Source organism: Exiguobacterium sp. s189, from assembly GCF_018617615.1.
Lineage (GTDB): Bacteria > Bacillota > Bacilli > Exiguobacteriales > Exiguobacteriaceae > Exiguobacterium > Exiguobacterium aestuarii_A.
Window position 1 is genome coordinate 142,272 of sequence record NZ_JACSKM010000006.1, and the last position, 11,891, is coordinate 154,162.

13 protein-coding genes are annotated in these 11,891 nt (G+C 48.5%); 10 read left to right on the forward strand and 3 right to left on the reverse strand.

Going from position 1 to position 11,891, the window contains the following annotated elements; all coding sequences use genetic code 11:
- Positions 1-107 precede the first annotated feature (107 nt).
- On the forward strand, positions 108-626 hold the full coding sequence (locus tag KNO99_RS09500) for a VanZ family protein (RefSeq protein ID WP_214747834.1): 519 nt from the start codon (positions 108-110) through the stop codon (positions 624-626).
- Between the two features lie 295 nt (positions 627-921).
- Positions 922-2,220: a murein hydrolase activator EnvC family protein gene (locus tag KNO99_RS09505; protein WP_214747837.1), complete on the forward strand. Its 1,299-nt coding sequence runs from the start codon at positions 922-924 to the stop codon at positions 2,218-2,220.
- 34 nt (positions 2,221-2,254) lie between these two features.
- On the opposite strand, the gene KNO99_RS09510 is transcribed toward KNO99_RS09505, so the two are convergent.
- The 3 genes from KNO99_RS09510 to KNO99_RS09520 form a co-directional block, all read right to left on the reverse strand.
- A complete protein-coding gene (locus KNO99_RS09510; protein ID WP_198929991.1) occupies positions 2,255-2,425 on the reverse strand; it encodes a hypothetical protein in 171 nt (56 codons plus the stop codon).
- A gap of 43 nt (positions 2,426-2,468) precedes the next feature.
- Positions 2,469-3,314, reverse strand: a complete 846-nt coding sequence (locus KNO99_RS09515) for a GNAT family N-acetyltransferase (RefSeq protein ID WP_214747840.1) — start codon at positions 3,312-3,314, stop codon at positions 2,469-2,471.
- A 70-nt stretch (positions 3,315-3,384) separates the two neighbouring features.
- A complete protein-coding gene (locus tag KNO99_RS09520; protein WP_214747843.1) occupies positions 3,385-4,602 on the reverse strand; it encodes a dicarboxylate/amino acid:cation symporter in 1,218 nt (405 codons plus the stop codon).
- Between the two features lie 208 nt (positions 4,603-4,810).
- Between KNO99_RS09520 and zapA the strand changes: the two genes are divergently transcribed.
- From zapA to KNO99_RS09560, 8 genes are all read left to right on the forward strand, one after another.
- A complete protein-coding gene (zapA, locus tag KNO99_RS09525) occupies positions 4,811-5,032 on the forward strand; it encodes a cell division protein ZapA (protein ID WP_015881047.1) in 222 nt (73 codons plus the stop codon).
- Between the two features lie 8 nt (positions 5,033-5,040).
- Entirely contained in the window at positions 5,041-5,577 is a 537-nt protein-coding gene (locus tag KNO99_RS09530; RefSeq protein WP_074032727.1) for a CvpA family protein, read from the forward strand.
- 67 nt (positions 5,578-5,644) lie between these two features.
- Positions 5,645-7,339 carry a DNA polymerase/3'-5' exonuclease PolX gene (polX, locus tag KNO99_RS09535; RefSeq protein WP_214747846.1) on the forward strand — a complete coding sequence of 565 codons (1,695 nt, stop codon included), beginning with the start codon at positions 5,645-5,647 and terminating at the stop codon, positions 7,337-7,339.
- A gap of 15 nt (positions 7,340-7,354) precedes the next feature.
- Positions 7,355-9,709, forward strand: a complete 2,355-nt coding sequence (locus tag KNO99_RS09540; protein WP_214747848.1) for an endonuclease MutS2 — start codon at positions 7,355-7,357, stop codon at positions 9,707-9,709.
- Between the two features lie 13 nt (positions 9,710-9,722).
- Entirely contained in the window at positions 9,723-10,133 is a 411-nt protein-coding gene (locus KNO99_RS09545; RefSeq protein ID WP_214747851.1) for a DUF350 domain-containing protein, read from the forward strand.
- 141 nt (positions 10,134-10,274) lie between these two features.
- Positions 10,275-10,742, forward strand: a complete 468-nt coding sequence (locus KNO99_RS09550) for a hypothetical protein (protein ID WP_214747854.1) — start codon at positions 10,275-10,277, stop codon at positions 10,740-10,742.
- 29 nt (positions 10,743-10,771) lie between these two features.
- The gene (locus tag KNO99_RS09555) at positions 10,772-10,924 is read left to right on the forward strand and encodes a hypothetical protein (RefSeq protein ID WP_251131017.1); all 153 of its coding nucleotides are present in this window, start codon (positions 10,772-10,774) and stop codon (positions 10,922-10,924) included.
- Between the two features lie 172 nt (positions 10,925-11,096).
- Positions 11,097-11,882 (forward strand): hypothetical protein, encoded by a 786-nt coding sequence (locus KNO99_RS09560; protein WP_214747857.1) that lies wholly within the window; start codon positions 11,097-11,099, stop codon positions 11,880-11,882.
- Positions 11,883-11,891 lie beyond the last annotated feature (9 nt).

The window sequence follows — 11,891 nt, forward strand, 5'->3', positions numbered from 1 at the left end:
GAACGCGTTGCGTGCAATCAAATTGTTATAAAATCATGATGTCGCTGTTACATATTTCGTGAAGTACAATCCGTATAATGAAACTCGTTGTAGAAAGGAACGGTGTTATGCGACTTTTAAAAAATGAATTTATATGGATCGCGCTCATTTTGATTGGATTATTCTTCTCGAGTGCGACACCTTACTCAAATCAGTCGATCGTTTCGCCACTCGAGCGATTCGATTGGAGCTGGATTGAGCCGACGTTAGCGAACGTCGAGTTTTACTATGCAGGCAAAGAAGTGTCACTCGACACGTTAGGGACAGTCCGGCTCATCGAGTTCTTGATGCGAAAAGCAGCTCATTTCGTCACATTCTTCGCTCTCGGTGCTTTATTCGTCAAGGCGATTTCGAGAACGAACCTTCATGCCGGGCTGATCCTTTTGTTCGCTTGGACGCTCGCCAATACGGTCGCCATCTTTGATGAGTATCATCAGAGTTTGACACCGGAACGGACGCCGTTACTGCAAGATGTCCTATTGGACAGCAGTGGGGCGATTGCTGGAGTCGTGCTCATCGGTGGCTTCTTATTACTTCGTTCGAAACGAAAACGAGGGAAACGAGCTGGATATGTGGCATTAAGGTAGTCAAAAAATGATATAGGTTGTTATGTGAAAAGCGCTTTCTTCAAGTGCTTTTTTTATGTTGAAAACTATTTTGTGACAACAAACCAAATAAAATATTGTCTATACCCACGTTTTTTAAGCGATAAAACCTAAATTAGGGCAATGTCATACGAATGAAATATAAGTGTAAAATAACTTTTGGTTTAGATTGCTATAATGAGTCACAGAGCGAATGAAATTTCGCAACTTAATCTTATAGAAAATACTTGAACGATTATAGATAAAAAATACACAGGAATCAGCGGAGGGAAGCACATTGGGTAACTTGAAGAAATTTGCAGCCACAGTCACTCTAGGCGCACTCTTGATCGGCGGAACGTCACCGACTTATGCAGCCTCACTTACAGAGAAGCAGAAGAAAGTACAAGAACAACGACAAAAGAATAGCAGCGAGCAGTCGAAAGCAAACTCTTCGATTCAATCACGTGAGCAAGCCATCAGCAAAGAGCAACAAGAAATCAACAAGTTAGATGCTGAACTCCAAGACGTCATCAACGATGTCGCTCAGAAAAAAGCTGAGATCCGTGCAACTGAAGAAAAAATTCAAAAGCTTCAAGAGCAAATCAAAAAATACGAAGCAAAAATGAAAGCACAAGAAGAACTCATGAAAGACCGTATGGCGACGATGCAAAAGAACGGTGGTTCGTCAGTCAACTGGGCTGAGTTCATCTTCGGTTCAAAAAACTTTAGTGACTTGATCACACGTATGATCACAGCTGGTACGATTCAAGAGAACGACCAACAGATCTTCGAAGAATATGAAGCAACGAAAGAGAAACTTGCAAAAGCACAAGCTGAATTAAAAGCAGAGCGCGATTCACTCGTGAAGCAAAAAGAAGAACTTGAAAAACGCCAAAAAGAGCTCGATCAAAAAATGAAAGAGCGTGCAGCGAAAATCAAGAAACTCGAAGCTGAAAAAGTGAAATTCGAATCAAAACTCATGAGCCTAAAAGAGATGGAAGATACGCTCAAAGCTCAAGAAAAAGCGATTCAAGCAGAAATCGAAGCACAACGTCGTGCTGAAGAAGAAGCACGTCGCGCAGCGGCAGCAGCAGCTGCTAAGAAGCAACAAAGTGCAAACTCAAGCAACAGTGGTTCTAGCGCATCAACATCAACACCTGTAGCGTCTGCACCAGCGAGCGGTGGGATGTTCCAACGTCCAGCAAGCGGTCGCCTCTCACAAGGATGGGGGAAAGCGAGCGGTGCGAACGGATACTCGTTCCATAACGGTCTTGATATCGCAGGTCCAGTTGGTACACCGATCTATGCAGCACAAACTGGTACGGTCCTCCGTGCAGGTTGGGGTGGCGCATACGGAAACCACGTCATGATCGCACACGTCATCAACGGACAAGTGTGGACGACAGTATACGCACACATGAGCTCGGTCTCAGTTAAAGCGGGTCAACGCGTGTCACAAGGTCAAAACCTTGGTGGCATGGGTAGCACAGGGAACTCGACAGGTTCACACCTTCACTTCGAGATTCACCGTGGCGGCTACTCGTACTCTTCATCGAGCGCGGGAAGCACAGTCAACCCAGCATCATTCTTCTAATCAACACAAAGATAGTGATCGACGAACGCGTCGATCACTTTTTTGTTGTTTGATACACGATAAACGTTAGAAGTGCGGCACCAATCACACTGAGCCACAACGTGTCGATGTTCGGGTCATCGAGGACGCTCTGTCCACCGACGATCAACATATAAAGAAGGAGTGCCACACCAAGTGCACGTAAAACAATTCGGAATCTAGCCATGAAAAATCGCCTCCACCTAATAGTATAGGGGAGGCGATTCGTTTCATCTAGCGAGTCGGACCCAAGCAGAGTCCATGATCTGTTCGTACCCGACTTCTTGATAGATTTTGTTTGAGGTCGGGTTCGTCAAGTCCGTATAGAGGACACAGAACGATTTCGTCTCAAGTAATTGACGGCTAAGGTCTGCAACGAGACTGCGAGCGTAACCTCTTCCACGTGCGTCAGGTGACGTATAGACGAACGAGACGGTGATGCCGTTCTCGGTCGGACGTGAGCGTTTCGCACACGAGACAAGCTGTCCATCGACTTCCCAGAATACGGCGTCATCATTTTTGAGCATCGTGTCGATTGCTTTCGTCACTTTTTCAGGTGGCGACGAACGAAGTCCCGACTCGGCTTCGAAGGCGCTATACCAAGTTTCGAGCTGTGCTTGGTCGGCTGTTGTCGCTTTTCGCATGTGGCCTTTCGCCATCTCGATGTCTTCTACCTCGTCGAGTCGATAAAGACCTTGTGACATGAACATCTCACTCGTCCCAGATGTGATTTCTTGCCACGTTTTCCCGAACCGTTCGGCTTGAACACGTTCTGAGACCACCTCGGTGAACGGGATCTCGTTTTCGAGAAGGTGCGGGATGATGAAAGCGGGGAGTTTTTCCTCTTGTTCCGAGTCCACGACGATGTAATGGAGCGGATGGGGCGGTGTCACTTGAAGGATGGCGAGGAGTTCACCATTCTCTTCGACGGTAAATTGATGAAACGCCTCATAAACGCCTTGAATCACGTTATTCAATACGCCGATCATTAAGCTGTTCTTGGCTTCTTCTTTTAACAATGAGTCCATGACGCGGTCAGCGAAGTGATTCGGGTCTTTCCATTCAATCCATTCCATATGTATCTCTCCTATTCGATGTAGACAAAAACGGACAAACCTGATGGCTTGCCCGTTTATGCGTTGTACGTTATGCGATATCTTCTTGTTTCGACGCTGTGTTGTCGAGAAGTTTCGTGTTGTGTTTGAAGTAGTGGATAATTTTTGCGATGGCACCGTCACCTGTGACGTTTGTAGCTGTCCCGAAGCTATCTTGCGCCAAGTAGAGTGCGATGACCAAGCTTTGCATCGTCGCGTCGAACCCGAGGATCGAGCCGAACAATCCGAGCGATGCCATAACGGCTCCACCCGGAACACCAGGTGCTGCAATCATCGTCACACCGAGTGCGAGGATGAATGGGAGGACGATCGCGTAAGACATCGGCATGCCGTTCAAGTACATGAGTGCGACACCGACCGACGTGAGTGTGATCGTCGAGCCTGACAAGTGAATCGTTGCCGAGAGCGGGATGACGAAGTTTGCGACACCCTCATCCGTATTGTTCAACTTCGCTTGGCGAAGCGTGACTGGAATTGTCGCAGCCGATGATTGCGTCCCGATAGCTGTGAAGTAAGCCGGCATCATCGTCTTGAGCAACTTGAACGGATTCTCTTTGTTGAGACCACCTGCGATTGAGTATTGAATCATAAGCATCGTCAAATGAAGGACGATGATTGTGACGAAGACGAGTGAGAACACCGAGAGGATCTCAGCGACCTGACCAGCGTACGTCATGTTCATGAAAATTCCGGCGATGTGGAATGGGAGTAATGGAATAATGACTTTACTGATTAAGAGCTCGATGATATCGCGGAAATCCATGGCGAGGTCGAGTGACCGTTTGCTTTCGATCGCGGCAATCCCGATCCCGATGACGAAAGCTAAAATGAGTGCGGTCATGACACCGAATACCGGTGGAATCTCAAATTCCATGAACCCTTTCAATAAGGCTTCTTCTGGGTTTTCGGCTCCTTCTGTCGACCGTGACAAAATTTGCGGGAACAAGTTGCTCGTTGCAAAGTATGCGAGTGTTCCTGCGACAACTGTTGAAGCGTAAGCGATGAGTGCTGTGAGTCCGACTAACTTTCCTGCTCCTTTACCAAGTTCCCCGATTCCCGGGATAATGAAAGCAAGAATGATCAATGGGATGGCGAAGCCTAAGAACTGCCCGAAGACCGTGTTGAACGTCACGAACGTCCGGACGATCCAGTTCTGACTTTCTGGTACGATGCTCCCGAGCAGAATCCCGAAAGCGATCGCGATGATGATGCGACCTAAGAGGCCAATGCGTAATTTCAAATCAATCATCCTTTCTGTTTGTTTGAATAGTTGATATTTTCGCACATTTCACGAAATGATGCCACCATCTCTTGCAATTTTACTGAAGAAAGACGTTTGACAACTTCATAGAAGGGTAATAGAAAATGTTGTACATATCAAGGGAAGGGGCTTCTCCTTTTCCTAATATAAAAACGATGTTATGATTAATGCTGACAGACGTAAAGGAGGGGTGCGCGTGCAGTTACAACGAACAACGATTCACATTGCGGGTCAAGACTATACGATCGTGAGCGAAGAACCCGCTGATCATGTGAGGGAAGTAGGCTTTTTGGTCGACAGTAAGATCCGCGAGATTCGTGAACAATCCCCTCATTTAGATGCTCGTCAGGCAGCGGTCTTGGCTGCGATTCAAATCGCGAGCGACCACGTCAAAACTAAACGAAATATGGGAGAATAAATCAATCCATGGTTACGCTACTTATACTGTTTTTCTTGTTTATTGGAATCGTCAACGGCTTCCGTCGTGGCGCGATTCTACAGCTCGGCCATTGGGTCGCGCTCATCATCAGTTTTCTCGTCGCCAACACGTACTATAAAGACTTAGCCGAAGCGTTCAAGCTCTGGATCCCGTATCCATCTCAGCTTGATGGAACACTCCCTGGCGGCGTCTTGGACCTCAACTCGCTTTCAGGGATTGAGATGACGTTTTACAATGTCTTTTGGTTCGTCGTCTTGTTCCTCATCACGAAACTTGTCTTGCATCTCATCTTGGCGATGCTCGACTTCTTGACAGACTTGCCGATCTTGCGCCAACTAAAAGGGTTGATCGGAGCAGTCCTCGGATTCTTCGAGGCGTATGTCATTACATTCTTCATCCTTTGGGTGATTGCGTTCGTGCCGATGGCAGGCGTTCAAAATGCCGTCGACAATTCGTCGCTTGCGACATTTATCATTCAAGACACGCCATATCTATCGGATTGGTTTTCAAATAAGATGTTGTGACACGACAGGCCGGAATGCAAGCTAGTGCTTGTATCTCGGTCTTTTCTGTGTGAAGAGGGGGAAGCATATGAATAAAGTAGAAGCAATGATGTTGCTCGAGAAGATCGCGCAATATATGGAGATCAAAGGGGAGAACCCGTTTAAAATCAATGCCTTCCGTAAGGCCGCAACGGCACTGGAGAACACGGACCTCGAGCTCGAGGACATCGACGACTTGACGTCCATCTCTGGGATTGGAAAAGGGACGGCGACCGTCCTTGAGGAGTATCGAGATACAGGTCGCAGCGAAGTGCTCGAAGCGCTGCAAGAAGAAATCCCATTCGGCTTGATGAAGCTTTTGAAAATTCAAGGGCTCGGCGGGAAGAAACTCGCCAAACTCCGTGAAGTCGGGGTCGTCGATTTAGAGTCCCTCATCCGTGTGCTTGAAGACGGGACAGCGGCATCGCTCCCGGGATTCGGAGCGAAAAGTGTCGAGAAGCTACTCGCCGCAGCGAAGAACCTCGAGTCGCGTCCGGAACGATTGGCCTATGCGGTCATGCGACCGATTGTCGAAGAGATTAACGACGTGTTGGAGAAAGAAGAGCTCGTCTTACGTCATTCGGTCGGGGGAAGCTTCCGCCGGGCCGAGGAGACGTGTAAAGACCTCGACTTTATCATTGCGACCGAGGAGCCGATTGCGCTTCGGGAGAAGTTACTCGCCTTGCCGTTCATCAATGAAGTGATCGCGGCAGGGGAGACGAAAGTATCGCTCGTCCTCGAACGTGAGGAAATGGTGTCGGTCGACTTCCGTATGGTCGAACCGGGCGCATTCGCCGCGACGCTTCACCATTTCACAGGCTCAAAAGACCACAACGTCCGCATGCGCCAACTCGCGAAAGCAAAAGGAGAGTCGATTTCGGAGTACGGGGTCGAAACGGCAGACGGGCTGTGGCAACCGGAAACGGAAGAAGAACTGTTCGAACGGTACGGACTCCCGTTCATCCCACCTGAACTTCGGGAAGGGCACGCCGAGTTTGAGCACGACTTGTCAAAACTGGTCACGCTCGAGGACATCAAAGCTGATGCGCATATGCACACGGTCTGGTCGGACGGGAAGTTGACCGTCGATGAGATCGTTGTGGCGATGAAAGGGCGCGGTTATGAGTGGATGGCCATCACCGACCACGGGAAGTATTTGACGTTCGTCAATGGTTTGACCGAAGAACGACTCGAGGCACAAGGTGAGGAGATTCGCGAAGCTGCAAAGACACATGAGATGAACGTGTTGCGTGGCGTCGAGATGGATATCCGTCCTGACGGGACGCTCGACTACGAGCCAGAATTTTTAGAGACGCTCGACTATGTCGTCGCCTCGATCCATTCGAAGATGGACCAATCCGTCGACGAAATCATGGCCCGTCTCGAGAACGCCTGCCGTTCCCCATACGTCAACGTGATCGCGCATCCGACGGGACGACTCATCGGTCGCCGTGACGGCTATCCGATCGACGAGGACAAGTTGATCGCCCTCGCAAAAGAGACGGGGACGGCGCTCGAATTGAACGCGAACCCGAACCGCCTCGATTTGACGGCATCGACGCTGAAGAAGGCGAAGGCGGCGGGCGTCAAAGTAATGATCAACACCGACACACACCACCCAGACATGATGGAAGATATGGCACTCGGCGTGTTACACGCACGGAAAGCCTATCTCGAACCATCGGATATTATCAACTGCTTCTCGTTTGAAGACGCCAAGGCGTTCTTCGCGGCGAAGCGATAGAAAGGAACATGCTAGATGGATCACGCGTTACGCGTATTAGAATATGAAAAATTGCGCCAACAGCTTGCCGGACACGCATCGAGCTCGCTCGGGAAAGATTTGGCGCTCAAGATGCAACCGGACTACTCGTACGACCGGGTGCTTTCGAATTTGAATGTGACGAAAGAGGCGACCGAGGTCGTGCGTCTCCGTGACCGTCTGCCGCTCGGTGGGCTCACAGACGTCCGCGCGGAAGTGAAGCGGGCTGCCATCGGCTCGGTCCTCTCGACGAGCGAACTGCTCGCCGTCGCCGCCGTCATGTATGGCGGGCGTCAAGTGAAGAACTTCTTCGAGAAGCTACACGAGGACAACGAAGAGATTCGGATCCCACGTCTGGATGAGTATGCAGACAAGTTGACGAAGCTCATCGAAGTCGAACAATCGATTCGTCATGCGATCGATGACCAAGGGACGGTCCAAGATTCGGCGAGCTCACAACTCCGGGGACTTCGGACACAGCTCCGAAGCTATGAAGGCAGTGTCCGTTCGCGAATCGACAACATCCTCCGCAACAACGCGAAGATGCTCTCGGACGCCATCGTCACGATTCGAAACGATCGCTATGTCGTGCCGGTCAAACAAGAGTACCGTCAAGCGTTCGGCGGGATCGTCCATGACCAGTCGGCTTCCGGTCAGACGCTCTTCATCGAGCCGCAAGCCATCGTCTCGATTAACAACGAGATTCAAGAAGTTCGCTTGAAGGAACGCGCCGAGATCGATCGGATTTTGAGTGCGCTCTCGAACGAAGTCGGTGGGGTACATGATGCGATCATGACGAACCTCGACGTGTTGGCCGAACTCGACTTTATCTTTGCGAAAGTCGCTTACGGACAAGAGATGAAAGCGACCGAGCCGAAATTGAACGACAACCGTGAAATCAAGTTGAAACAGGCACGTCACCCGTTCATCCCGAAAGATGAGGTCGTGCCGATCACGGTCGAGCTCGGGGAAGACTATACGTCGCTCGTCATCACGGGACCGAACACCGGCGGGAAGACGGTCACGTTGAAGACGATTGGACTCCTCCAGTTGATGGTACAGTCAGGTCTCTATGTGCCGGCAGAATTCGGGACAGAACTCTCTGTGTTTGACGCCGTCTATGCCGATATCGGCGATGAGCAATCGATCGAACAGAGTCTCTCGACGTTCAGCTCGCATATGACGAACATCGTCGGCATGCTCGACAAGATCGACTTCATGTCACTCGTCCTCTTCGATGAGCTCGGTGCCGGGACGGACCCGCAAGAAGGGGCCGCTCTCGCCATCGCGATTCTAGATGAAGTGAAACGTCGCGGGGCACGTGTCGCGGCGACGACGCACTATTCGGAATTGAAGGCATACGCCTATAATCGCGAAGGCGTCATGAACGCCTCGATGGAGTTTGATATCGAATCACTCAGCCCGACCTACCGCCTCTTGATTGGTGTGCCGGGTCGCTCGAACGCTTTCGAGATCAGCCGTCGCCTCGGACTGTCCGAGCAAGTCATCGACAAGGCACGTAGCCACGTCGGTAGTGATGCCGAGTCGGTCGAGTCGATGATCAACGAGCTCGAAGCGGCGAAACAACGCGCCGAACAGCTCGAGCAAGAACTCATCGTCAAACGCCATGACTTCGAAGAAGAACAGGCAGCGTTTGAAGCGAAGATGACCGAATTCGAACGCGAACGTGACAACTTGTACAGCGCGGCCGAGGCAAAAGCCGAGAAGGCCGTCGAACAGGCGAAGCGTCAGGCGAACGAAGTCATCGACCGCTTGAAGAAGCTTCGGGAGCAGGGCATCGTCAAAGAGCACGAGATTATCGCGGCGAAGAAAGAGCTCGAGTCGGCCAAACCGACGCTTCAAGATAAAAAGATCCAAAAAGTGAAACAAAAAGCCCAACAGAAACGTACGTTCAGTAAAGGCGAAGAAGTGAAAGTGACGACGTTCAACCAAAAAGGCTACATCGTGAAACAAATCAACGACAACGAGTACAACGTCCAAGTCGGCATCATGAAAGTGAACGTCAAAGCGGACGACCTTCAGAAGATCGGTCCATCGAAAGAGAAGCCGCTTCAATCGAAAGGAAGCTCGCTCAAACGTCAGAGTTCGACGAAGTCCGAGCTCGACCTCCGCGGCGTCCGTGTCGAGGAAGGGCTCATGCGTCTAGATAAGTATATCGATGAAGCCCTCGTGTCAGGCTATGATAACGTCCGCATCATCCATGGTTTAGGTACAGGAGCGATGCGTCAGGCGACACAAGAATTTTTAAAAGGACATCGTCACGTGAAGAGTCAACGCCCGGGAGGAATGGGCGAAGGTGGACTCGGTGTCACGGTCGTCGAACTGAAGTAAGGGGAGTCGGGGAATGGGTACGATTACGTTTGCCGTCATGCTGGAATCGTTTGGCCTCTATTCGATGGCGGGACTGATGATTATCGTCGGTCTTGCCATCTTCGAGGTGACGACGCCATACAGCAACTGGCGCGAGATTCAAAAAGGAAATATCGCCGTCGCTTTGGCGACAGGTGGGAAGATTGTCGGTCTCGCCAACATCTTCCGTGTGGTCGAGAGCTATCATGAGAGCACGATCGACATCTTCGTCGGTGGAGGATTCGGCTTCATCTTGCTCCTCGCGACATATTGGTTGTTTGAATTTTTGACACCGACATTGAAGGTGAACGACGAGATTCAAAAAGGAAATATCGCCGTCGGACTGTTGGCATTCTTGCTGTCGATCGGGGTCTCCCTTGTCGTCGGCGCGGCATTGGTGAGGTGAAGACATGGTATACGAACGATTGGCAAAAATCTTGTTCATCGGGGCCGGGCTGTTCTTAGTGGCAGCGGCGCTATGGTATATCTTTTATTGAGGAGAAAGGCGATGTCGTGAGGCATCGCTTTTTGATTAGGGGGCGAATGAATGATTGATCTACACAAACTCATGACGGCAACGGATTACGTACTCGACACGGAATCCTTTCAAATGAAGAATGAGGCGTATTATCCTCTAGAGTGGACGTTCTTTGGAGCTTCGGACCCGACGATGCTTCTCACATGGGACGCTGAGCGTGACCGAATCCGGATTCGGTTCGAACAGTATGCGCTCTTTCTTGGAACACTTGAAGAGCACGGTCTGAAGGAAGAAGGATTATGGAACGACCACCCAATCGTGAAGCTGAAGACTTCTCGTTTCATGTCATACGTACATGAAGGAATGGGAACAAATCAAGTGAACAGCGAGCGGGGGACGCTTTCGCATTATGTCATCCGCACAATCGAGCAGGAGTTTCATGTCCTGGCGTATGAAGACCCGACCGTAGAAGATTTAGGGAAAGTCGGGGACACGGGGGTTATTGGGACGGAAGTGTTGGATCAGTTGGAGGAATAGGGAATGTAAGTACGTGAGGAGGAGAGAACATGAAATCATTCGAAATCGAATTTCATTTGATCAATGAAGAAGTACTGACGTATATGGTGGAAGCTGACACACGTTATGAGGCATTAGAGACAATTTATCAGGCGTTTCGACATGCGAGCGATGGATTTGTGCAATTTGAGAGGACGAGTTGATTGTGATGTTGGATCATGTGGCTTATGTGAAGGCGTTTGAGGTGGTGGAGTAGAATGTAATTACTTGTAAGGGGGTTTTATTTCTATAAATTGTATTCATTACCCAATTTTAACCACTTTGTACTGAAAAATAAGGATAGAGATATCTGTCGCTGAATTGGGAGGAACGAATTTGGGAAGAAAAGTTGTTGTTTATATCACTTTAATATTTTTAATATTTATAATGCCAATAATAATTCATACGTTAATGTTGTTCGGCAATGCAACAACTGATAATGATTGGATAGGTTTTTTTGGTAGTTATATTGGGGGAATTATTGGTGCAGTCGTTGCGCTATGGATTGTCAATGTCCAAGTTAAAAGTGCTAAAAAGGGTATTGAAGAGCAAATTGATTTTCAAAAAAAATTAAATGACTCGAAAGAAATAATTGAACAGAGAGTTTACGTAGATTACACGATGGAGATTAATTCAATTATATTAAATGAAATGTCGCCTCAGAATAAGTACATTTTATTACACTCTCACGTTTCAACTATAATTCATAATAATATAAATGAAGATTTGGGGAAGATGAAGGCGCACTTTTTAAAAACTAGATATTATGGTGGAGCCAGTTGCATTCTAGATATTAAAATAGAAATTGAATTGTTAGAAAGTAACAACCAAGATTTTAATGAAGAAGTCAAGTATACTGCAAAAATGTCTATGAGTGGATTGAATAGAGATGAAACAATATACATCCCATTGTTCTTAAAGTATGAAAAACTCCACTTAATATTCGTTAAAATAGAATATAGTACTTTGTCGGGTGAAAGAATTAAGTTCGTGAGTGACTTGTTAAATAAAACGGAAGAATATTATACGATTACTGAGAATGATGAATCAGTATTGATAAAGAAAAAAGAACTACATGACGAATACTATATAATTCCTGGAAATCCTCATAATAATAACTAAAGATATTTT

Bases quoted from the DNA above. Each gene is read 5' to 3' on its own strand.
- KNO99_RS09500 (WP_214747834.1), top strand. From the start codon at position 108: ATGCGACTTTTAAAAAATGAATTTATATGGATCGCGCTCATTTTGATT.
- KNO99_RS09510 (WP_198929991.1), bottom strand. From the start codon at position 2,425: ATGGCTAGATTCCGAATTGTTTTACGTGCACTTGGTGTGGCACTCCTT.
- KNO99_RS09515 (WP_214747840.1), bottom strand. From the start codon at position 3,314: ATGGAATGGATTGAATGGAAAGACCCGAATCACTTCGCTGACCGCGTC.
- KNO99_RS09520 (WP_214747843.1), bottom strand. From the start codon at position 4,602: ATGATTGATTTGAAATTACGCATTGGCCTCTTAGGTCGCATCATCATC.
- KNO99_RS09530 (WP_074032727.1), top strand. From the start codon at position 5,041: ATGGTTACGCTACTTATACTGTTTTTCTTGTTTATTGGAATCGTCAAC.
- polX (WP_214747846.1), top strand. From the start codon at position 5,645: ATGAATAAAGTAGAAGCAATGATGTTGCTCGAGAAGATCGCGCAATAT.
- KNO99_RS09540 (WP_214747848.1), top strand. From the start codon at position 7,355: ATGGATCACGCGTTACGCGTATTAGAATATGAAAAATTGCGCCAACAG.
- KNO99_RS09545 (WP_214747851.1), top strand. From the start codon at position 9,723: ATGGGTACGATTACGTTTGCCGTCATGCTGGAATCGTTTGGCCTCTAT.
- KNO99_RS09550 (WP_214747854.1), top strand. From the start codon at position 10,275: ATGATTGATCTACACAAACTCATGACGGCAACGGATTACGTACTCGAC.
- KNO99_RS09555 (WP_251131017.1), top strand. From the start codon at position 10,772: ATGAAATCATTCGAAATCGAATTTCATTTGATCAATGAAGAAGTACTG.